The 21654-nt window shown below is 51.0% G+C and carries 20 protein-coding genes and 1 riboswitch; of the genes, 10 read left to right on the top strand and 10 right to left on the bottom strand.

Annotated elements, in window-relative coordinates; all coding sequences use genetic code 11:
• Positions 1-49: 49 nt before the first annotated feature.
• From ribH to ribD, 4 genes are read right to left on the bottom strand one after another with little or no spacing between them, the layout of a single operon-like run.
• Positions 50-535, bottom strand: coding sequence for a 6,7-dimethyl-8-ribityllumazine synthase (gene ribH / locus QQM41_RS09715; RefSeq protein ID WP_339077004.1), 486 nt, complete (start codon positions 533-535; stop codon positions 50-52).
• A 36-nt stretch (positions 536-571) separates the two neighbouring features.
• Positions 572-1885 carry a 3,4-dihydroxy-2-butanone-4-phosphate synthase gene (ribB, locus tag QQM41_RS09710; protein ID WP_339078100.1) on the bottom strand — a complete coding sequence of 438 codons (1314 nt, stop codon included), beginning with the start codon at positions 1883-1885 and terminating at the stop codon, positions 572-574.
• A gap of 14 nt (positions 1886-1899) precedes the next feature.
• Positions 1900-2502, bottom strand: coding sequence for a riboflavin synthase (locus QQM41_RS09705; RefSeq protein ID WP_339077003.1), 603 nt, complete (start codon positions 2500-2502; stop codon positions 1900-1902).
• Positions 2484-3536 carry a bifunctional diaminohydroxyphosphoribosylaminopyrimidine deaminase/5-amino-6-(5-phosphoribosylamino)uracil reductase RibD gene (ribD, locus tag QQM41_RS09700; RefSeq protein WP_339077002.1) on the bottom strand — a complete coding sequence of 351 codons (1053 nt, stop codon included), beginning with the start codon at positions 3534-3536 and terminating at the stop codon, positions 2484-2486. The genes QQM41_RS09705 and ribD overlap by 19 nt, the downstream gene beginning before the upstream one ends.
• Positions 3537-3635: 99 nt before the next feature.
• Positions 3636-3782: riboswitch (FMN riboswitch) on the bottom strand.
• Positions 3783-4190: 408 nt separating this feature from the next.
• Here ribD and QQM41_RS09695 point away from each other — a divergent pair.
• From QQM41_RS09695 to QQM41_RS09670, 6 genes are all read left to right on the top strand, one after another.
• Positions 4191-5432: a cytochrome b N-terminal domain-containing protein gene (locus QQM41_RS09695; protein ID WP_339078099.1), complete on the top strand. Its 1242-nt coding sequence runs from the start codon at positions 4191-4193 to the stop codon at positions 5430-5432.
• Complete coding sequence (locus tag QQM41_RS09690; RefSeq protein WP_339077001.1) at positions 5432-6205, top strand: cytochrome c1; 774 nt, start codon at positions 5432-5434, stop codon at positions 6203-6205. The genes QQM41_RS09695 and QQM41_RS09690 overlap by 1 nt, the downstream gene beginning before the upstream one ends.
• An 18-nt stretch (positions 6206-6223) precedes the next feature.
• Positions 6224-6862 (top strand): ubiquinol-cytochrome c reductase iron-sulfur subunit, encoded by a 639-nt coding sequence (gene petA, locus QQM41_RS09685; protein ID WP_339077000.1) that lies wholly within the window; start codon positions 6224-6226, stop codon positions 6860-6862.
• A 184-nt stretch (positions 6863-7046) separates the two neighbouring features.
• On the top strand, positions 7047-7598 hold the full coding sequence (locus QQM41_RS09680; protein ID WP_050818272.1) for a flavodoxin family protein: 552 nt from the start codon (positions 7047-7049) through the stop codon (positions 7596-7598).
• A gap of 42 nt (positions 7599-7640) precedes the next feature.
• Positions 7641-8228, top strand: coding sequence for a hypothetical protein (locus tag QQM41_RS09675; protein WP_339076999.1), 588 nt, complete (start codon positions 7641-7643; stop codon positions 8226-8228).
• A gap of 129 nt (positions 8229-8357) precedes the next feature.
• The gene (locus QQM41_RS09670) at positions 8358-9674 is read left to right on the top strand and encodes an outer membrane beta-barrel protein (protein ID WP_339076998.1); all 1317 of its coding nucleotides are present in this window, start codon (positions 8358-8360) and stop codon (positions 9672-9674) included.
• A 47-nt stretch (positions 9675-9721) separates the two neighbouring features.
• Here the strand turns inward: QQM41_RS09670 and QQM41_RS09665 are convergent, their stop codons facing one another.
• Entirely contained in the window at positions 9722-11080 is a 1359-nt protein-coding gene (locus QQM41_RS09665; RefSeq protein WP_339076997.1) for an NCS2 family permease, read from the bottom strand.
• 225 nt (positions 11081-11305) lie between these two features.
• Here QQM41_RS09665 and QQM41_RS09660 point away from each other — a divergent pair, with 225 nt between their 5' ends.
• Together QQM41_RS09660 and QQM41_RS09655 are read left to right on the top strand one after the other, a co-directional pair.
• Complete coding sequence (locus QQM41_RS09660) at positions 11306-11548, top strand: hypothetical protein (RefSeq protein WP_339076996.1); 243 nt, start codon at positions 11306-11308, stop codon at positions 11546-11548.
• 101 nt (positions 11549-11649) lie between these two features.
• A complete protein-coding gene (locus QQM41_RS09655) occupies positions 11650-12255 on the top strand; it encodes a hypothetical protein (protein WP_339076995.1) in 606 nt (201 codons plus the stop codon).
• Here the strand turns inward: QQM41_RS09655 and QQM41_RS09650 are convergent.
• The 3 genes from QQM41_RS09650 to QQM41_RS09640 all read right to left on the bottom strand — a co-directional run bounded on the left by QQM41_RS09650 (position 12252) and on the right by QQM41_RS09640 (position 15086).
• Positions 12252-13048, bottom strand: a protein-coding gene (locus QQM41_RS09650; protein ID WP_339076994.1) for an IS5 family transposase whose coding sequence is annotated in 2 segments (ribosomal slippage) — positions 12252-12709 and positions 12709-13048 — 798 coding nt in all. Because the reading frame shifts where the segments join, the coding sequence is not laid out codon by codon here. The genes QQM41_RS09655 and QQM41_RS09650 overlap by 4 nt on opposite strands.
• A 202-nt stretch (positions 13049-13250) precedes the next feature.
• Complete coding sequence (locus tag QQM41_RS09645; RefSeq protein ID WP_003624578.1) at positions 13251-14207, bottom strand: alpha/beta hydrolase; 957 nt, start codon at positions 14205-14207, stop codon at positions 13251-13253.
• 82 nt (positions 14208-14289) lie between these two features.
• Positions 14290-15086, bottom strand: a protein-coding gene (locus QQM41_RS09640) for an IS5 family transposase (RefSeq protein WP_339076994.1) whose coding sequence is annotated in 2 segments (ribosomal slippage) — positions 14290-14747 and positions 14747-15086 — 798 coding nt in all. Because the reading frame shifts where the segments join, the coding sequence is not laid out codon by codon here.
• A gap of 483 nt (positions 15087-15569) precedes the next feature.
• Between QQM41_RS09640 and pgm the strand changes: the two genes are divergently transcribed.
• Positions 15570-17228, top strand: a complete 1659-nt coding sequence (gene pgm / locus QQM41_RS09635) for a phosphoglucomutase (alpha-D-glucose-1,6-bisphosphate-dependent) (protein WP_339076993.1) — start codon at positions 15570-15572, stop codon at positions 17226-17228.
• A gap of 360 nt (positions 17229-17588) precedes the next feature.
• Complete coding sequence (locus QQM41_RS09625; RefSeq protein WP_339076992.1) at positions 17589-18803, top strand: polysaccharide pyruvyl transferase family protein; 1215 nt, start codon at positions 17589-17591, stop codon at positions 18801-18803.
• On the opposite strand, the gene QQM41_RS09620 is transcribed toward QQM41_RS09625, so the two are convergent.
• A complete protein-coding gene (locus tag QQM41_RS09620) occupies positions 18798-20075 on the bottom strand; it encodes a glycosyltransferase (protein WP_339076991.1) in 1278 nt (425 codons plus the stop codon). The two genes, QQM41_RS09625 and QQM41_RS09620, sit on opposite strands and share 6 nt — an antisense overlap.
• A gap of 213 nt (positions 20076-20288) precedes the next feature.
• Entirely contained in the window at positions 20289-21464 is a 1176-nt protein-coding gene (locus QQM41_RS09615; RefSeq protein WP_339076990.1) for a glycosyltransferase family 2 protein, read from the bottom strand.
• Between the last annotated feature and the right edge of the window lie 190 nt (positions 21465-21654).

The raw sequence follows: 21654 nt of genomic DNA, 5'->3' as shown, positions 1-21654 counted from the left end.
GCTTGGCTTTTACACTTTCGGTTGGTGCAGCCTAACACAACCCATTTTTTCAGCCTTTGATCTGGCGCAGTAAGGCCAAGGATTCCACACACGCAGCAGCGGTTTCGCGCCCTTTGTTGTGGATATCATCAGCAGAGCGTACCTGCGCCTGCTCTTCTGTATAAGTTGTCAACACACCAAAGGCGATAGGCGTTTCTGTGGCCAAAGAGGCCTGAAGAATGCCCATTGTGGCGCCCAGGCTGATAAATTCAAAATGCGCTGTATCCCCTTTTACAACGCAACCAAGGCAGATAACGCCTTCATAGTTGCCTGTTTTGGCAAGTGTCTGTGCCAGAAGTGGCATTTCAAAGGCACCGGGAGCCGCAAAAACATCACCATCTTTCACAGTAATGTTATGTTCAGCCAGCCACGCAATAGCACCATCGTGCAGGCCACCCGTTACAACTTCGTTAAACCGGCTGACAATAATGGCCAGACGCGGCGCAGGAGAAAGTGCCTTAAGATCCGGCAAGGAAACAGGAGAACGTGTACCCATCAGTCAAACACCTTTAATCATTCGCTTATTTAAAAATCAGACAACCACATCCGGTTCGGCATCAGCGGCAACAAACTGCCCAAGATGGTGCCCCATGCGCCGGCGCTTGGCTTCCAGATAGGCGCGATTATGCACGGTGGGTGGAATTTCCAGCCCAATCCGGCGGCGCACCATAAACCCGCGAGCTTCCAGCGCGCGCACTTTATCGGGGTTATTCGTCAGCAAATCCAGTTCGCCCACACCAAGGCTGCGCAATATGCCCGAAGCTGCGCGCCAATCTCGGGCATCTGTTGCAAAACCCAGCCGATGGTTGGCATCCACCGTATCCAGCCCGGCATCCTGTAGCTCGTAAGCACGGATTTTGTTGACCAGTCCGATGCCGCGCCCTTCATGCCCACGCACATAAACCAGCACGCCACATTCCGCCTTCCCTATGGCCCGAAGTGCCGCATGCAGTTGTGAACCGCAATCGCACCGCAGGGAACCAAGGGCATCGCCCGTCACACATTCAGAATGCAGGCGCACCAGCGGCACAGCGCCTTTGCGGTGCACATCACCTTTTACCAAGGCCACATGCTCTACGCCGTTTTCATCCTGGTACGCATGAATCACCAGATCATCCCCACCGTAAGCACTGGGTAAGGATGCCTGCGCCAGATCCGGCACGGCTGGTTCTGGTGCAATTTCGGGATTTGCTTCAGCGGCCTGCGTCGCCAAGGATGACAGGCCATGTGCTTTAATCCACGTCACCAACTCTGCAATAGAAACAATCGGCAGATCATGCTGACGAGCAAAGACTTCCAACTGAGGACGGCGCGCCATGGTGCCATCTTCATTCAGAATCTCGCAGATAACAGCGGCTGGCTTTAACCCGGCCAGACGCAGCAGATCTATCGAACCCTCCGTATGGCCAATACGCTCCAGCACCCCACCGGGGGCGGCGCGCAGCGGAAAGATATGGCCCGGCGTGGCGATATCCGCAGGTGTTGCATTTTCTGATGCCGCTACACGCACAGTATGTGACCGATCTGGCGCAGAAATACCGGTGCTTACGCCCTCTTTGGCCTCGATAGATACTGTAAACGCCGTACCGTACTGGGCGGTATTATCGCTTTGCCGCACCATCATGGGCAGACCGAGGCGATCCACCTGTTGAGGCGTAAGTGGCAGACACACAAGGCCACGGGCATGGGTGATCATGAAGTTCATGGCTTCAGGCGTCATGAACTCCGCGGCCATAACCAGATCGCCTTCGTTTTCACGATCTTCATCATCCACCATGACGACCATACGGCCAGCACGCACGGCTTCTACCGCCTGCAAAAGCCTTGCCGATGCCTTAGCTGCCACAGGGGCTGCTGTATTTACTTGATCCGGCATTGTGCCTCCACATATTTGGCAATGATATCCACTTCCACATTCACGGCATCACCGACTTTGAGTGTGCCGAGCGTGGTGTGCTCCCATGTGTGCGGGATAATCATCAGTTCGATGGGAAAGGTCTCGCCGTTTGGCTCACCCACTTCATTCAGCGTCAGGCTAATGCCTGCAAGTGCCACAGAGCCTTTGGGCACCATGTAGCGCCGCAATTGGGCTGGCACTTCAAACACCACGCGCCGCGCATCACCAAACTGGGTACATTCTGTAAACCGTGCCACGGCATCCACATGGCCTTGCACAATATGGCCAGAAAGACGCGTAGCAGGCGTAACGGCCCGTTCCAGATTAACCCGGCCCCCAGCCTCAAGCACGCCCAATGTGGTGCAGTCCAGTGTCTCACTGCTTACAAAAAAGCGAACAAGGCCGGTTGTTGAAGGCTCTACAGCAGTCAGGCACACACCGTTTACGGCTATGCTTTCCCCCTCCGCCACATCGTGCAGCCCTGTTTCCACTTCCAGCATAAGAGACTGGGGGCTGCGCTCCACCTTAGCCACATGACCGAGAGATTCTATGATACCGGAAAACATACCTGCTCCTGCGCACACCGCACCCATTCGGGAAAAAGAGAAAGAGGTGTGACATCATGTTGGGTTGAAACAGCAAGATGATCCTGCCCTGAAGCATCCTGACGAATGGTCAGCCAATCATCCCACAAATTATGGGTTTTAAGGGCCTCAAGCAGAGTTGGCCCAGCTTCTACCAGCACCCACAGCGCATCGCTTTGCGCCAGAATATCTGGCAGTTGCGCAATATCGGGGCAGAAGCGCACATCAAACGTGGCGGAAACGCTGGCTAGCCACTCAGCCGGCGCATGTTGTTCCTGCCCACACACCACCAACAGGCGGCGGCGTTCAGGATGATCTTCAACATGCCTCACGGTTAGTGTGGGCCGGTCAGCCAATACAGTGCCTGTGGCTGTCACAATACCATCTGTGACACGCCGCAAAGTATGCGCCAGACGGAGGGATGCCGGAGTTGTAAAGGTTTTTTGCCCTTTTGGGGGCACCATGGAGCCTTTGCTATCCAGCGCCTGTTTAACGGTTACCCAAGGCCGCCCGTGTGTCATGCGCATGGCAAATGGGGCCAATAACGCACGGCAGCGCGCATATGTGGCCGCAGCATTCATGCACTGCCACAAACGGTTAACCGTAATACCTTCACGTTCCAGCCGGGCTGCGCCCCCGCCCTGCACATGCGGGTTAGGGTCTGCACAGCCAATCCAGACAGTTTTTACAGGGGTAGAAAGCAGTGCTTCCGTACATGGGGGGGTGCGACCGGTATGATTACAGGGCTCCAGCGTAACAACAGCGGTATCAATCCGCTCCACCAACCCAAGAGCACGCGCCTGCTCTACGGCCAGTCTTTCAGCATGTGCGGTGCCTGCCTGATGATGTGCGGCCACAATCAGCACATCTCCTTGCGCATCCAGCAGCACACACCCTACCGGCGGGTTGGGGGCGGTACGCCCTACAAAGCTCCACGCCTCAGCCACGGCAAGGTTAAACGCCGCGCCAATGCGTTCTGGCATGATCTGTCGGGAAATCTGTGAAAAGCTGTTCACCCTGTTTCTGCCCGCGTTCTCATAAACCAGACGGACTCAGGGCATAAGATAGCCTTGCACGCACGTAATTCTGAACGAATCACGATCACGCACCAGTCTTTCTGTTCTCTTCCATCCGGACTGTAACCGTCGGCCCCGGAATTGCACCGGATCTGCTGACCCCGCCAGAAGCGGGCGCTCGCGGGCTTACAACGCTATACGTTGCTTACCGCCGGTAGGGATTTTCACCCTGCCCTGAGAACATCACACCCACAACATGCGGGTGATAACAAGTATGATGGCCCTGCATTTTGCCTTATGCAAGAGCAAATGCCTTCACAGTTTGTTAAAAACTGCACCCACCTTGCCCAAATGTTTCGGCAAAGTTATGATGCCGCCGCATCTATCTGGATCAGGTAAAAGGAACTTATTGCTCCTTAATCTTGGTTATTCTGATAGCAATCTATGGCAGGTTTTTATGGCACAACACCAAGCACGTGCGTTTTGCATCATACGCAGGCAGACGAAACGACTTTAAACCTGTATGCCCTTCATATCTCATCTGAGCCATGGATTCCGCATATCGCTTTTGGGTATGCGTTGCCTTTCCTTACAGCCACAGCGGAACACGGAGCACTGCCTGCCCCTGTTTCTGCCAGCCAACATGGATTTACCATGAGCATACCCGACCAGAAGCAAACATCTGCTTCTTCCACACCACCTTATTCTGGCCTGGCTGGCTGGATTAACAGACGCCTTCCGGTCATTTCCGCCTTTCGGGCTGAATATGTTGATTTCCGTGTGCCGCGCAATCTGAATGGCTGGTGGAATTTTGGGGCTATTCTTACACTTGTTCTGGGGCTGATGCTGGCAAGCGGCATTTTTCTTGCCATGAACTATACCCCCACAGATGCAGGGGCTTTTCTTTCTGTTGAAGCCATAGAACGCCAGCTTTCTGGCGGGTGGCTTTTACGTGCCATGCATATGACAGGCGCCAACCTGTTTTTGGCGGCTCTGTATCTGCATCTGTTTCGTGGGCTTTATTACGGGTCTTACAAAGCCCCGCGTGAACTGCTGTGGCTAACCGGCCTTGTGCTGATGCTAATGGTTATGGCCACTGCGTTTGCAGGCTATCTGCTGCCATGGGGCCAGATGTCTTACTGGGGCGCGGATGTAATTACCAAAGCCGTAGGTGCCATACCGGGTATTGGCCCAACGCTGGAACACATCATGACAGGCAGCGACCATCTGGGAGACATCTTCCTCCACCGCTTTTTTGTGCTGCACTTTGTTCTGGCATTTCTGATTGTGGGTGTTGTGGGCATGCACGTGGCAGCCGTGCACGTTTCAGGCTCCAACAACCCCAATGGTGTTGAACCACGCACACCCAAGGATACGGTGCCTTTCTATCCTTACTATGTCAGCAAGGATCTGGTTGGGCTTATTCTGTTCGCCATGGTGTTTGCAGCCCTGATGTTCTTTTGGCCCAACATGCTGATTGAGCCAGACAACTACACCCCGGCAGACCCCATGCACACCCCGGCAGACATTGAGCCAGAATGGTATTTCCTGCCGTTTTATGGGCTTCTGCAATCTGTGCCATCCAAGTTTGGTGGGCTGGTTGCCGCCGCAGGCTCTTTGCTGGTTCTGTTTGCTTTACCGTGGCTTGATCGCTCCCCCGTGCGCTCCATGCGTTTCCGCCCCCTATGCCGCATTGGGCTTTTAGGCGTTGTGTGTGCATTTATTGTGCTGGCAGATGCGGGTAAGCATCACGCACAAGGTGGCTGGCTGATTGCCGCCCGTTTGGCCGGGCTTTATTATTTTGGGTATTTCCTTGTGTTCCTTCCCCTTGTTTCCCGCACGGAAAAAACGCGCCCTCTCCCTTCCTCCATTGCTGCCTCACAGGGAGATGCCTGATGCGTAAGCATGTTTTTGCAGGCTCCTTGCTGGCAGCGTTTACCCTTGCAATGCCCGCACTGGCCAACACGCCAGATAAAGCCCCGCCGCATCAGAAATGGAGCTTTGAAGGCGCAACCGGCACATATGATAAAGCCAGCCTGCAGCGCGGCTTTTTGGTGTATGATCATGTATGCGCCAGCTGCCACGGCATGCGCAGCCTAACATATCGGGATCTGGAAGGGATTGGGCTAAGTGATCAGGCGATTACAGACCTTGCCCATAGCAAGCAGATTCCCGGCCCGGTTGGCATCTCGGGCATGCCCACCATGCGCCCCGGCTTGCCGGATGATCACTTCCGCTCCCCCTTCCCTAATGATGCCGCAGCGGCTGCGGTTATGGGTGGGGTTGCGCCGCCAGATCAATCTCGCTTGGCGGCTGTGCACCCCGGTGGAGCAGATTGGCTTTACGCCTTTCTAACAGGTTACCGCATGCCCCCGCCGACGGATGCCCCTATTGTGCCGGGCAAGTTCTATAATGATTGGGCAGAAGGTCATATGATTGGCATGCCCCCACCGTTAATGAACGGTGCCATTCAATACCCTGATGGCACACCGGCAACTGTGGAGCAGCAGGCCAAGGATATTACCACCTTCCTGGTCTGGGCTGCAGATCCACACCGTAATGAGCGCCACCATATTGGCAAAGGGGTTCTGGCTTATCTGGCTGTTCTGCTTGTTCTGGCTATCGCATGGAAGCGGAAAATCTGGAAAAACCTGAAATCGCACGGATAAACGGAAAGCACGAACAGCATGACACGCGAAACCGAAGAAACCGCAGCAACAGAACAAGCCCCCGGACGCCGTGACTTTTTGGGAATTGTAACCACGGCTGGCACAGTTACAGGCTTAGCAGCCTGTGCTGTTCCGTTTGTGCAAAGCCTGAAGCCGCAAGACAGTGCATCCGCCCATCTGCCTGTGGATGTTGATATTTCCAAGCTCACTCCCGGCCAGCAGATGACGGTTGTTTGGCAGGGCAAGCCTGTCTTTATCATGCGCCGCACGCCGGAAGAAATTGCTCTGCTGCAAGACCACGCTCTGGCCGAAAAACTACGGGATGCAGAGTCCACGGCAAACCAGCAGCCTGCTTATGCCCGCAACTGGCATCGCTCTCTTGTGCCGGAATATGGCGTTTACGTGGGTATTTGCACGCATTTGGGCTGCGTGCCGGGCCTTAACCAGCCTACAGGCAACACGGCCGATACATGTGGCGGTTATGGCTGCCCGTGCCACGGATCAAAGTTTGATCTGGCAGGCCGCGTTTATAAAGGCGCACCGGCTCCGTATAATTTGCCTGTTCCGCCTTATTCCATGCCCTCGCCCACCAGCATCAGGCTGGGAGAAAACCCCAAAGGGGAAAACTTCAATTTCTCAACAATCGAACAGATTTAATCTTCTCTACAAACGCCGCATTCACCCTGCGGCGTTTTTTATATCTGCATAACAGACACTCTTATCTCACTCTGAGAGTGTGAGATGAATTGTCAAAATTCACTCTTATCGAGGGAATGGAAAACCGCCAATCTGTATTGTGGTTGCTTTTTCTAACCAGCTTGATTGCAAGGGTGTAAAATAGATGTCTGATATTGTGGTGGTTTATCATTCTGGGTTTGGTCATACCCGCCGGGTTGCAGAATACGTTGCCAAAGGTGCCAACGCCACACTGCTGGAAATTGATCAAAATGGTGATCTGCCAGAAAGCAGTTGGGAAGCTTTAGATAAAGCCAAAACCATTGTGTTTGGCACCCCCACCTATATGGGCAATGCCAGTTGGCAGTTTAAAAAGTTTGCAGATGCCACATCCCGCATCTGGTTTAATCGTGGGTGGCAGAACAAGCTGTTTGCCGGCTTTACAAACAGCGCCAGCCCGGTGGGGGATAAAGGCTGCACCATGGCATGGCTTCAGGTTCTGGCGGCTCAACACGGTGGAATCTGGATCAGTCTTGACCTGCTTCCTTCCAACACCAAAGCCGCTACAAAAGCAGATCTCAACGTGTTGGGTGGTGCCGCTGGCCTACTGGTGCAAAGCCCATCTGATGCCAGCGTAGATGAAATTCCCAGCGGGGATCTGGATACAGCAACAGCTTACGGCGCACGTATTGCAGAAGTAACTTCTCGCTTTAAATAACAGACACTTAGCCAGCATGTTTCCTGCCGCGGAATAGCAGACATGCTGGCTATACCTTTTTCAGCCAGCCCCTCAAACGCTAAAACACCCCCAGTATCTACCACAAACGGGGACGTAATGGCTGTTTCTTGGGGGGATTTTCAGGCTATCATCCAGCTTTCCGCTGGCTTGAATGTTGCTATTCTCAGCTTTGTGGATATCAGCATCCCCGCCATTAAGGAACGCCGCCGTGTGTTTTCCAAGGCACGGCAGGAGCTGGAAATCTACCGCAAGAACCCACACAAAGTGACAACAGAAGATAAAGCCGCCCATGCTGGCGCGGTAGGGGAAATAGACCGCCAGCTTTTTGACCTGTGGCGTGAAACATCAGAGTTTGAAACCGTGGAAGATTCCATGATTAAAACAACAGGTGTTTTCGGCTTTATTGGTGCAATCGTGAGCATAAGCCTGTTGTGGTATTCTGGCCTGCATTACGATGACCCAATCAGAACATCAGGAGAGTTACTGACATTACTTTCGTTCCTCTCCTTGGCGGCGGCATTTTTCATTAACTTTATTACTGCGTTTAAGGCAGCACATTATACAAAGCGCTGTAACGACCTACGGCAACAAATGCGGCAAAAACTATAACCCATAAAATCACTCTATCAGCGGATAACATATATCATTTCTTTGTTATTTCTTTTTCGGAATGTTTTTATCTACACTTCCCAGTGATCTGGCCATACAACCTGCCGCGCTGAAGGGGAAATACCCTCCATGACGACGCTTCCCAAACAAACAAAACTTTTCTTGCTTTTTTCTGCATCTTCACTGTTGCTTCCTGTCATGCACAAAACAGCACACGCGCAGGTTCTGCCCTTTACAAGCCTGAAAACAAGCAGCTCCAGCTTGGGCCGCTGGCTGTCTGATATTACCCTTACGGGGCAGATTGAAGGCGGTATCATGGCCAACCCGGCCCGCCCCAACCCCGGCTATAACTATGGCGACTTTCTGGCTGATCATGCTAACCAGGTGCAGCTCAACCAAGCTGAATTCACCATCTCCAAAGCCATTGATTCCAGCCTGAACGACTATCAAATCGGCTTCACGCTGGAGGGGCTGTATGGTTCCGATGCCAGATACTACCATGTGCTGGGTATTTCAGATCAGGAATGGAAGGCGCGTTACCAGCTTATTCCCGCCCAAGCGCATGTAGATGTCCATCTGCCTTGGCTGACAAAAGGTGGGCTGGATATGCAGGTTGGTATTCTTCAGGCCCCAATGGGTGTTGAAGGATTGGACCCGACATCCCGCGCCTTTTATACGCTTGCCTATACATCTGAATATTCTGTACCGTTTGAGCACATTGGCGCCATGTTTAACTGGCACGTAACACCCATGGTGGATGTAACGTTCGGGATTGATACCGGCAACCAGACATCCTTTGGCAGTTCCGATAACAACCACATGCCTGCAGCCTATTTTGGCTTTAACCTTAACAATCTGGCACATGGCAAACTACGTATTGTAGAGCTCAGCCGCGTTGGGCCAGAAAACTCATGGCGCAGTGTCGGACATTATGAAGCAGATCATGCGCAACGCTTCTGGAACGATATTAACGCCACCTATGATATTAACGACAAGCTCTCTGTTACCGCAGAATTCAACTATCTGCATGATGAAGGCGTGCGTGGCATTGGCGCGCGTGGGCAGTTTGCTGGTGCTGATGCAGAAAGTTTTGTCAGCTTCCTCAGCTACAAGATCAACAAGGAGTTCACCTTCAATTACCGTGGGGAAATCTACCGCGATAATAACAACATGATGGTGGCCACCTTCCGCGGCAACAATTCCTATATGGAAGCCTTGGCTGGCACGGGTGGAGAAACCGTTGCCGGCCCATCTGGCCATGGCACCACGTATGGAGATCTGTCCTTAAACGTCGTGTATCATCCAGATTTGGGGCACCACGTGCGCGTCTTCCAGTTGCGGCCGGAAATACGGTTTGATCGTTCCCTTAACGGCACCACGCCTTTTAACGGTGGCCGAAACAACGGCATGTTCACCTTTGGTGGCGATGCCGTTATCGGGTTCTGATACACTCAAGCACAGGCCGTCATATCCATGGCGGCCTATTTTATTTTTTAGTTACCCAATCTGGATGAGAGCACCAGATACAAAATAAACACACAGTCTAGCCCGCAGAGCATCAGGGTAAGTTCCGCCCATTTGCGGGTTGTCAGCACAAAGGCTGTGTGCAGCAGCAAACCAAATGCCAGACTGACCATAAAATCACCCGTCAGCACGGTAACAAGCAGCATAAACAGCGGAATAACCCGCTCCTGCACAGCCAAAGATTTCAGATCCGGCAGGCTGCCCAACATACCCAACCCCACCAGAATAAGGGCCGGTGCCGTTGCCACAGCAGGCACACAAATGATGAGCGGCCACAAGATGGAGGACACAGCAAACAGGCAGGCCACCACCAGTGCTGTCAGACCCGTGCGTCCACCCTCTTCTACCCCCACCAGAGATTCCAGATACGCGGAAACTGTGGACGTGCCTAAAGCAGATCCAATAACACTGGCTGTTGCATCTGCCACAAAAGCCGATTTTGCCAGCAAAGGCTGCCCCTGCTTATCCTTCAGGCCAGAACGCTGCATCACGGCCATCATGGTGCCCGTGGCATCAAAAAAATCACCCAAAAAGAAATAAAGCGTTATGGGCAAAACCAGAAACAGATTGGCAAACAGGCCATGAAAATCATACGGGAATAACATGAACCACGGGTAGGAAGGCCAATCCACCCAATGCGCTGGCAGTTGTGTAACCCTGCTGCCATCTGGGTGCGCAACCCACAGCCCAGCAATGGTTACTGCAATAACAGATAGTAAAATGGCCGCAGGTATACGCGCCCATTTTAACATCATGGCCAGAAAAACCCCGGCCAGGGCCAACAACACAACGGGGTTGGACAGTTGCCCGAATACCAACCCTTCCCCGCCCTTGGTTACCAACCCCCCATTTACAATGCCGATATGAGCCACAAAGGCCCCAATAGCAAAATGAATACCTTGTTTGACTGAAAGCGGGAATGTTTCAACAATTCTACGCCGCCACGGCGTGAGGGAGAGGAACAGAAACCCAAGCCCACCCAACAACACCATGGTAAAGGCCTGAGCCGGTGGCACCCCCATACGCACAACAACAATCTGGGCAAACACCACGTTGCTGCTCATAACTGGTGCCAGCGCGATAGGCAGATTGGCCCCCACGGCCATAATGAAAGACCCCACAACAGCAGAAGCTATTGTGGTGATAACCATGGCATGCTGGTCTAAGCCGGCAGAGGCCAGAATATTGGGGTTAACCGCCATAATATAGGCCATAGCCCCAAAGGTGGTAATGCCTGCCACAACCTCCTTGGGGATACTGGACCCTCGGCCAGAAATATCAAAAGCACGATCCAGACATGCACGCATGCCTGACCATAAATATCTCATCCATTCCTCGGCAGTGCTGCTAGGGCCAGTTTCTGCTGTATCTTACGGATGTACGAACAAAAATAACACCAGCGGAATAAAAGTTTTCCTGCACTAACGAATGTAATCTGCGCAGCACATAGCTGCCATCCGGCCTGCCCCCGTAGCCGAATACTGGAGGTATCCCCATTTCGTAGAATGAACAAATGCTTAGGTTTAAGCATCAAGGCAAAAAGGATATTTTCCATGACTGATAAAGTACCGCACGAAACCAGCTCTCTTTTCCATCTGGCAGAACGCGCCCTTAAGCAGCCCAAGCTGGCAACCAAGGAAGAAGTGCGCGAACTTGCAAACTATGTGCTGAAAGGCGGCGTAAAGGCTGGTGAAGTCGAACGCGAAGTAGCCAAAAAAGCAGAGCGCAACCCAGAGGGCGTAGAAGCCTCTGATATTGAATCTCTGGCAAAAACCGTTATTGCCGCACATTCGTGAAAATTGCGCAGGCAGGTGGCCCAAAACCACCTGCCACCAAAATGTAGACCGGGGCTCCCTCTTCTTCTCTCCGAAGATATAATTGCGGACAAAGAAGGGAGATGAATTTGAAAAAGTTACTTCTGGTTGCCATGCTGATATGGGCAACACCAGTTATGGCCTCTTCTGCGCCGCAGACTGTTGATGATGCCTATCCTTATGTTGATGCCGCATCCATTTTACTGACCAATGATATCAAAACATTTCTAAGCGGCGGCAAAAGCCTTATAAATTGGGCTCCTGTTTTTCCGCGCCCAACACCCGTAACGGCTCAAGCCTATTGGGCACACTGGAAGTCTCATTCCTCTACGGCGGCCACAGATTTTCCTATGGACAAGCCCATCTATATTACCGGGAAGGTTCTTTCTGTTTCTCAAACAGGGGAAGATTTTTACGTTGATTATGCCTCATCCCCATCAGGCATAGATGATGTACAAGCCTATCTCTCCAATAATGGTGTCAATGCTGCCTCATCTTATTCAGCCGGAAAAAAGATCTCTCTGCTTTGTTTTCGCGCAAAAAACATGTTCCAGCCAACAGATTTAGGCGGCTGTGAGGATATTGGCAGTGTTGCACAAAATATTTTTGTAGATGCGTATAAGGATCTTGCACTTATTGCAGCAGGCAAAAGCGGAGGCAGGCTGCCCTTTTCTGCTAGGGCCTGTTAGAGCTTGATCCAGTCTGCTGCGGCAGCGATGTGGATGACGGCGAGGAACGACGTTGCTGTTTTTTCATATCTGGTTGCGACAGCGCGCCACTCCTTGAGGCGAGCCCAGAGGTTCTCAACGAGATGCCGACACCGATAGGCCCATTTGGGGCAGGCGACCGGGCCATCGCGTCGTTTCGCGGGAATGGCTGGCCGTGCTCCCATGTCCCATATCCGTTCACGAAAGGCATTCGACGCGTAACCCTTGTCCGCTACTACCCACAGGGGAGTGGCGGGAAGGCTGTCGAGCATGGCTGGTGCCAGAGGCAGTTCATGAGCCTGTCCAGGGGCCAGCGCAAAACCGAAGGCTTTTCCATGTCCATCAGCGATCACGCAGACTTTTGTGCCATAGCCGCCGCGAGAGCGGCCAAGTGCTTCACGATGGTCTCGCTCTTCGAAAGAGGCCCCTTTTTTTGGGCTCCCGCCGCTTTGTGGTGAGCCCTGATGTTCGTGCCATCCAGAAAAGTCATTCCGAATGCCACTCCCTGTTGTTCCTGAACCAGTGCGAGCAGCCGCTCCCATACGCCGAGCTTCGCCCAGCGGATGAAAAGCTGCGCAGCCCGCCACCACGGACCCAGTTCAGCGGGGATACTCCGCCATTTCGCGCCATTCTCATGACGCCAGAAAATCGCTGCTATCGTCCGCCGCAGATCATGTGGCGGCGTCTTGCCCCTCGGGCGAACCTCCTCAATCAGAGGTTCCCAGATCGCCCATGTCTCGTCCGTAAAGGTGCCTGTTCTGTCTCCTTCTTCCATCCCTACAATATGGGAAGAAATTCAAGATCTAACAGGCCCTAGCGCACAAAGAATGATTATTTCTGCGCAAAGTTGTGCCTTGCAGCTTCGCAAGGCTGCATCGGAAGCAGTTTCCACCCGAGAAATGGCTTCATGCAGAAGTGGTGGGTAAAGCTAACACCACAGCCTGACAGGCTAAACAACCTGTCAGGCACTGTTGGTATTACAGATTCAATGTGCGTTTAAGTGCTGCACAGTAGGCATCCATAAACCTACGGGAAAGTTCGGCATCTGGCACATACATATCAAACACATGATACGCCCCCGGCACCACCATAACTTCCGTTGGCACGGCCGCTGCCATCAGGCGGGTTGCGTAATCAAGGTCTTCTTTCAAAAACAGATCCATTGATCCCACACCAATAAAAGTGGGAGGCAAACCTGCCAGATCAGTTGCTCGGCCAGCTGCTGCATATGGTGGCGTTTGCGGGCCCCCCGCTTTATCACCCAGATAAGCCTGCCATGCGTATTTGTTGGCAGAACGTGTCCAGACAAATTCGCCAAAATTGGCGCCCGGATCACTGTTTATTGCCGTGCGATCATCCAGCATGGGGTAAATAAGCAACTGAAACGCCAGTTTGTATTCTTTTTTGTCACGCGCCATCAGGCTCAGCGCTGCACTTAAACCACCACCTGCACTTTCACCCGCAACAACAACCTTATCACGCGAAATGCCAAGTTTACTGGCGTTTTCATGCACCCATTTCAGCACTGCGTAACAGTCTTCAATCGCACCGGGATATTTGACCTCAGGCGCCAGCCGATAATCTACCGAGAAAATCTGAAATCCCAGATCACTGGCCAGCTTTTGGCATTTGGGGTCATCCACTTCTGGATGGCCAGAAACAAGACCGCCACCATGAATATAAACCATGGCAGGCGCATTGGGCTGCACTTCACGCGGCGTATAAACAACCACACGCACATCTGGGGCATTGTTCAACCCCGGTACGTATTCTTCCCGCGTGATAACATCTGGCAGAGGCCGACCTTCTATAAGGCGCACAGATGTTAGAAAAACTTCTCGCACTTCTGGCAGTGAAAGCGACGAAAGACCATCAAAAGATGGCATTTTCTCAAGAATGGGAAGGAATTCGGGATTAACTACTGATTTTGGCATAGTAACTCGCCTCCTATTTTGCGGCTGGCATCACAGACCATGCCGCAAGACAAGTGTATATACCTATGAACCTTAGGGCCTGTTAGAGCTTGATCCAGTCTGCTGCGGCAGCGATGTGGATGACGGCGAGGAACGACGTTGCTGTTTTTTCATATCTGGTTGCGACAGCGCGCCACTCCTTGAGGCGAGCCCAGAGGTTCTCAACGAGATGCCGACACCGATAGGCCCATTTGGGGCAGGCGACCGGGCCATCGCGTCGTTTCGCGGGAATGGCTGGCCGTGCTCCCATGTCCCATATCCGTTCACGAAAGGCATTCGACGCGTAACCCTTGTCCGCTACTACCCACAGGGGAGTGGCGGGAAGGCTGTCGAGCATGGCTGGTGCCAGAGGCAGTTCATGAGCCTGTCCAGGGGCCAGCGCAAAACCGAAGGCTTTTCCATGTCCATCAGCGATCACGCAGACTTTTGTGCCATAGCCGCCGCGAGAGCGGCCAAGTGCTTCACGATGGTCTCGCTCTTCGAAAGAGGCCCCTTTTTTTGGGCTCCCGCCGCTTTGTGGTGAGCCCTGATGTTCGTGCCATCCAGAAAAGTCATTCCGAATGCCACTCCCTGTTGTTCCTGAACCAGTGCGAGCAGCCGCTCCCATACGCCGAGCTTCGCCCAGCGGATGAAAAGCTGCGCAGCCCGCCACCACGGACCCAGTTCAGCGGGGATACTCCGCCATTTCGCGCCATTCTCATGACGCCAGAAAATCGCTGCTATCGTCCGCCGCAGATCATGTGGCGGCGTCTTGCCCCTCGGGCGAACCTCCTCAATCAGAGGTTCCCAGATCGCCCATGTCTCGTCCGTAAAGGTGCCTGTTCTGTCTCCTTCTTCCATCCCTACAATATGGGAAGAAATTCAAGATCTAACAGGCCCTAATCATGAAAATTATATTGTTATCAATAATTTAAAATATATAAACCATAAAATCATTACATAAATTAATAGAATTTGTTTTATATTTTTTGTAATTTTTATTAAGATAATGAATAAAAAAGACACTCATGCAAAACACAAACCGGGTAAAAAATATTGCACACATAACAGCACACTATATTTAAGAATTTGATTTTAATATTGAAATTATATCATCCTGAAGATTTTTTGTTTGTTTTTATGTAATACACACGAATAAACCCTCATATATTCCAATATCGCTGCCATACTTCGGACACAAATATTCTAACCAGAGACCTTCCTTTTCTCCGCCTAATCTGGCTCTGCCATGCAGGAATAGTTTGCGGGTGGACGCTGCCTGTATCCACCTGTAAGAATTTATAGAATATATACTTTATTCGTATCGTATTTTGGGAGCACTCAATGCCCAGCATAAGCCCATTTGCCGGTAAGCCGGTCGATCCAGCCCGCCTAGTTAATATAGATACCCTGCTGGATACCTATTATACCCGCAAGCCCGATCCTGCCATTGCAACACAGCGCGTGGCATTTGGCACATCGGGGCACCGTGGATCCTCGCTGAGCACCAGCTTTAACGAAAACCACATTTTGTCGATCAGTCAGGCTATTGCCGACTACCGCAAAAATGCAGGTATTACCGGGCCGCTGTTCATCGGCATTGATACTCATGCCCTCTCTCGTCCTGCGCTGAAATCTGCGCTGGAAGTATTTGCGGCCAATGGTGTGGAAGTTCGCATTGATGCGCAGGATGGCTACACCCCCACGCCTGTCATCTCACACGCAATCCTGACCTATAATCGCAACCGTAGCAGCGATCTGGCCGATGGCGTAGTGATTACACCATCCCACAACCCTCCCGAAGATGGCGGCTATAAGTACAATCCCCCCCATGGTGGCCCAGCGGATACCGATATTACCAAGGTAGTGGAAGCCGCAGCCAACGCCTACATGGCCAAGAACATGGAAGGCGTAAAGCGCATTAGCCTTGAAGAGGCGTTAAAGGCACCTACCACAAAGCGCCATGACTATATTACGCCATATGTGGATGATCTGGCATCTGTAGTGGATATGGATGTTATCCGTGAATCCGGCATCTCTATCGGCATTGACCCGCTAGGCGGCGCCGCAGTGGATTATTGGCAGCCGATTATCGATAAATACGGTATCAACGCCACGATCGTCAGCAAGGAAGTAGACCCGACTTTCCGTTTCATGACCGCTGACTGGGATGGAAAAATCCGCATGGATTGCTCCTCCCCCTACGCCATGGCGCGTCTGGTTGAAATGAAGGACAAGTTCGACATCGCCTTTGCGAATGACACGGATGCAGACCGCCACGGCATTGTATCAGGCAAATACGGGCTCATGAACCCCAACCACTATCTGGCTGTCGCGATTGAATACCTGTTCAGCAACCGCGAAAACTGGAACGCCAATGCAGGCGTGGGCAAGACGGTGGTAAGCAGCAGCATGATTGACCGTGTAGCCAAGGAAATTAACCGCAAACTGGTAGAAGTTCCTGTTGGGTTCAAATGGTTTGTGGATGGTCTGTACCACGGCACGCTAGGCTTTGGTGGAGAAGAAAGTGCAGGCGCATCCTTCCTGCGCCGCGATGGCACAGTATGGAGCACAGACAAAGACGGCATCATCCTCGGCCTATTGGCAGCCGAAATGACAGCCCGCACCAAACGCAACCCCGGTGCTGCATATGAGGACATGACCAAACGCCTCGGCACACCATATTACGCGCGTATTGATGCGCCAGCAGATCCTGAGCAGAAGGCTATCCTGAAAAACCTGTCTCCTGAGCAAATTGGCATGACCGAACTGGCGGGTGAACCAATCATCAGCACCCTGACGAACGCTCCCGGCAATGGGGCGGCCATTGGCGGCCTAAAGGTTTCGGCCAAGGATGGCTGGTTTGCGGCTCGTCCATCAGGCACTGAAAACGTCTATAAAATCTACGCTGAAAGCTTCAAGAGCGAAGCACATCTCAAAACCATTCAGACCGAAGCGCAAGATGCAATTTCGGCTCTGTTTACTACGGCTGCTAAAAAGTAGACTGACTGAGTTTAGAGGCCCTCCTCAAATCATCAGTTTGCCAGAAAGATTATTCAGGAGCGCGGGCCACCGCGCCCCTGAATGCCCTACCCTACGAACGAGGCGGCAGCATATCTGGCTCATAGAATTGGCACTGCGCTATATCTTGTGGACACGGGCGTTGCAGATCAGGCCAGGAGGTTCTGACATCCTTGCCACGCATAACGCCTTCAGTCCCATCCGGCACATCAGCCGCTCCCCCGTGCGACGGGTAACATTCCTGCCTTCACGTAAGCAAAAACTTACAGAAACCTTTAATTACGACACACGTTTTTGGATAATTTAGACACTTTTGAAACAGCCTGTTAGAAGATGAAAAGAATGTTTGCAAAAACCAAAGGCGAAAACGTGGATACAGAGAGATATCTCATTGGAGCTATTGGTGGCCCCAATTTTGGGGACGAAGCTATCCTGAAGATATGGACACTTTATTATCGGGCACAGTTTGAAGGCCGTTTGATCTGCGATGGTTTCAGAAACCCTTGCCTGACCTTTGATCTGGGTAGCGATGTTCAGTCCGCCCCTCTGCATCTGAGTCTCTGGCAGGCTTTGACTGACCTAAAAACCATCTACTCCAACAAGGGAAGCATAACCTTTGAGGATATTAATCTGGTTCTAAAGCCTTTTGAAGAAACCAATATAGAATCCATACATTTTGTTGGTGGAGGGTATATTAATGCTCTCTGGCCCATAAATTATGCACTTTTGGGACTGGCCCGTTTTGCCGGTTGGAAACTGAAAGTTCCCGTTATTGCAACAGGCCAAGGGCTCCTTCCCGCCTTACAAACTGAACACGATGAGCTCAGGACACTATTCGGAAGTCTCGAAAAAATAGATACAAGAGAGCAGTATTCGGAAGAAGTATCAGGATCTCCCACCTGTACCGGAGACGATGCTATTCTCTATTTTGCGGGCGATGAATCTGTTTATAGCTTTCATTACAGCCAGCCATTTATCGGTTTATCCTTACAGAATCATCTTTTTTCAGGATTAAGTGTCATTGGTGGTTTTTTTACCGATGAAGCACTAACGGCCATGAAAAAAGCCGGTTTTGGAAAAATTCTCATATTTGAAGCAGCTCCAGAAGACATTCACCAGTTAGATCGCAGCTTTCTGGAAAAAGCTTACCGATATGGAATATATGTAGAATTTGTCTCCACATTTTCCATGTTGGAAAAAGGGTTGCCATATCACCCTGATAGTTTTGTTTTCACATCAAGATATCACGTCCACTTTTTCTATTCGATGATGGGAATTGGTGGCGTAGCTCTGTATGAGAATGATTACTATAAGATCAAACATGCGGGCATTACGGCAATGGGCAGTCTATGGCCTGTCATGAAAGCTGATAATCTGAATATTCCGCAAGCTATCAAAGAGATTTCCAAAGGCAGCATTGCTGTCATTCCAGAAAAGAAGTCTGCATTTATAGAAAGAAAAAAAGGGCTTTGCACAAATATGGAAAATATTCGTGCAAAGCCCCCTGAAAACCAGGAAACTATCCTGAAAATAATGAATTACGTTCTTGGGTTATGACTCAATAGCCTCTTTATTCTCCGCTGCTTTCTGGAGATGGGCTTTCCAGTTAAACCCAACATCATAACCATTATATCGTTTCTCAATGCCTGCTAGTGCAGTTTGCAGATACTCAGAGCGTAAAGGCTGATCCAGGCGGCTCAATATCCATGCATGCGTGCCGATTTCAACCCGTTTCATCTGCTCCGTGATTCTGGCGGACGCCCACGGACGAACCTGACTGTAGAGCCAAGAGAAAATCTCGAAATGAATGAACATCCGTCTATCGGTAGCAGAAACATCCTGCCCTGGACGATTGAGGCGATAAGCATAATAACAGTCAGGAATTACGCTGATGCGTCTTGCTCTGGAAATGGTCAGGAAAGCGAATGGCAGATCATCATGCCGACGAATATGCGCAGGAAATTGGATGCCATACTGTTTGAGATATGACCTTTTATATATCCGCCGCCAGATTGAAGGCATCAGGGTCAGATAATCCTGCGGATCAATCACCAGGCCGGTCGTGCCATTTGGACCATCTGCACCATAAGCGGTCGGGTGCAGTATTTTTTTATCTTTCCTGTAGAACTCATAAAAACCGCACTGTCCGATCTCTGCGTTACGCAAGGCTGCCGCACGATAAAGATCTTCATACATGGGTGGTTCAACCCAGTCATCTCCATCCACAAAGGCAACATACTCACCTCTGGCGGCCAAAAGCCCGGCATTACGCGCAGATGCGCAGCCACCATTCTCCTTGTGTATAACTCTTACGTTTTGAGGAAAACGCTTCTGCCATTCATCTGCCAGAATACCTGTGCGATCTTTCGAGCCATCATCAACGATAATGATCTCAAGGTTTTTCATGGTCTGTGAAACGAGGGACTGAACACATTCGTCCAGATAAGCTTCCACCCCATACGCCGCCACCACAACAGAGACTTCGGGAACGCCGGGATCCATGCGCCTGCCCGCAGTGCCATATCGCCCGTTGAACATATATAAATAAAAACTGCCCACATGGCTCTGACAAAACCGATATAGCGCCAGAGGATCCTGCTGGTCTTCATTCATTTCACAGCAGATGTGCTGGACATCTGTGTTTTCCAGAACGGCAGTTACCTCATCAGCGTCGAAATAGGCGACATCCACCCGCACGCCGCTGAGTTTTATGCCTTTCTTACTAGCCAGAAATTCGTGAACACTGGCAAAACAATGCACTCTGTCAGGGAACAGGCTCTCAATAGTTTCTCTATGAGATGCGCAGCTTTCAACAACATAAACGTGCACAGCCGTATTGGCCCACAACGCAAGCGCAATTTCCAGACCAGATCGGGCACCAATAAGCAAAATATCCGGCTGCGGCGCATAAGGGCGCCAGTCTGAACCGAAAAAAGCATTTTCCAGACGCCAGATATCATCGTTCAGCATTTCTACGTCAATCAGACGTGAAGTTCTGATCTGATTGACAATCTTGCTTAGGGAAGGAACTTTAATCATGACTTAATTACCTGATCTGGTTTTTAGAGATTGGGTAATGTTCTTTATGCGTCGATTAGCTTTTTTAAAAATAGAGTGCATTTTTTTGTTATCCAATATTGCACCAATTAATGATGCATCCTCATTTTTATTAAAATCAGTTTTGTCCTCAGGAACATTTTCTGCAATCTTGGCCAGCTTTCCATAGTCGCATGATGTTATTGCGGCGCAGAGTTCCCGCTCCCAGTCATCGTATGCATAATCGCTGGCGTAGAGTGGTATCCACATTTTGGGAAAGGCATTCAGCCTTTTCACTGCATCTAGGATAAAAGTTGGTCTGTCATCATAGGCACAGAACTCGCTGCACCACACAACCATTCTAACGAGCAGACCAATCAGGTTGGCCCCAATGCTGTCGGGCACGTCATTCTGCTCAACATCCTCTCTGATAATATCAAGGATACGCAGCATATTAAAACGCTTCTTACCGAAAGAACCCGTTGTCTGCCCTTCCCTGCCAACCCGATAGAACAGCAGGGTTTCACCCAAGAGAGCAACCCGCCTTGCACGAAGCATACAGGCGGCATGAAAGGCTGCATCTTCGAAAAACAATTTTTCAGGGAATATCAGCTGATTGCTGATCAGAAACTCACGCTTAAAAATACGCAATACCGAACTGGATTCCAGACGGGCAATTCTGGGTTCCTGCATCAGCGTAGAGATATGGATTGTACGCCCCTGCAGAATGCTGTCCCATACATATGAATCTGGGAAACCGCTAACTGCCTGTGTGTTGTTATCAAAGGAAACACCTCTGGCAATAACGAAATCAATCGGGTTCCTGTCCAGAACATGAAGCATTTTTCTGTACGTCGCGGCGACGCAGATATCATCACTATCAAAGAACGTGATATATTTTCCACGTGCAAGCCTTATCCCTTCATTGCGGGATGCAGAAGGCCCCTGATTTTTATGGGACAGAACTTTTCCTGCCTGTTTGCGCTGCTGGAACCAGTTTACCGCAATCTGCAAAGAATTATCTTCGCTCCCATCATCCACAACAATGATTTCCAGATTCTGGAAATCCGATGACACAAGGGAGTTCAATGTTTCACAAATATATTTTTCGGTGTTGTACATTGGAACAATAATAGAAAGATCGACGCTTTCGGCGCCGTCTTCTTCAAAAATAATGCTCACTCGTTTTCTCCTCGAACATGTTGAGCATTATAAAGCAAACTCTGACCGCGAAGAATACAGATGAAAAAAAGAAACTGCCAGTCCACTAACATGACTGCGCCACCTTCAATGGCCGCACAACCTGGAACACTAGATGAGTAAACGGGGCTATTGTCACGATAACACTGAACTTACAAAACACGTCAGAAGA

This window comes from Acetobacter sp. AC2005, assembly GCF_037901235.1.
Classification (GTDB): Bacteria; Pseudomonadota; Alphaproteobacteria; order Acetobacterales; family Acetobacteraceae; genus Acetobacter; species Acetobacter oryzoeni.
The sequence above is the reverse complement of the archived record's forward strand: the minus strand, read 5'-3'. Positions and strand labels throughout refer to the sequence as shown.

What these genes read in the sequence shown, in the direction of transcription:
- ribH (WP_339077004.1), bottom strand. Translation starts at nt 535, where the DNA reads ATGGGTACACGTTCTCCTGTTTCCTTGCCGGATCTTAAGGCACTTTCT.
- QQM41_RS09705 (WP_339077003.1), bottom strand. Translation starts at nt 2,502, where the DNA reads ATGTTTTCCGGTATCATAGAATCTCTCGGTCATGTGGCTAAGGTGGAG.
- QQM41_RS09695 (WP_339078099.1), top strand. Translation starts at nt 4,191, where the DNA reads ATGAGCATACCCGACCAGAAGCAAACATCTGCTTCTTCCACACCACCT.
- QQM41_RS09690 (WP_339077001.1), top strand. Translation starts at nt 5,432, where the DNA reads ATGCGTAAGCATGTTTTTGCAGGCTCCTTGCTGGCAGCGTTTACCCTT.
- petA (WP_339077000.1), top strand. Translation starts at nt 6,224, where the DNA reads ATGACACGCGAAACCGAAGAAACCGCAGCAACAGAACAAGCCCCCGGA.
- QQM41_RS09680 (WP_050818272.1), top strand. Translation starts at nt 7,047, where the DNA reads ATGTCTGATATTGTGGTGGTTTATCATTCTGGGTTTGGTCATACCCGC.
- QQM41_RS09675 (WP_339076999.1), top strand. Translation starts at nt 7,641, where the DNA reads ATGCTGGCTATACCTTTTTCAGCCAGCCCCTCAAACGCTAAAACACCC.
- QQM41_RS09670 (WP_339076998.1), top strand. Translation starts at nt 8,358, where the DNA reads ATGACGACGCTTCCCAAACAAACAAAACTTTTCTTGCTTTTTTCTGCA.
- QQM41_RS09665 (WP_339076997.1), bottom strand. Translation starts at nt 11,080, where the DNA reads ATGAGATATTTATGGTCAGGCATGCGTGCATGTCTGGATCGTGCTTTT.
- QQM41_RS09660 (WP_339076996.1), top strand. Translation starts at nt 11,306, where the DNA reads ATGACTGATAAAGTACCGCACGAAACCAGCTCTCTTTTCCATCTGGCA.
- QQM41_RS09655 (WP_339076995.1), top strand. Translation starts at nt 11,650, where the DNA reads ATGAATTTGAAAAAGTTACTTCTGGTTGCCATGCTGATATGGGCAACA.
- QQM41_RS09645 (WP_003624578.1), bottom strand. Translation starts at nt 14,207, where the DNA reads ATGCCAAAATCAGTAGTTAATCCCGAATTCCTTCCCATTCTTGAGAAA.
- pgm (WP_339076993.1), top strand. Translation starts at nt 15,570, where the DNA reads ATGCCCAGCATAAGCCCATTTGCCGGTAAGCCGGTCGATCCAGCCCGC.
- QQM41_RS09625 (WP_339076992.1), top strand. Translation starts at nt 17,589, where the DNA reads ATGTTTGCAAAAACCAAAGGCGAAAACGTGGATACAGAGAGATATCTC.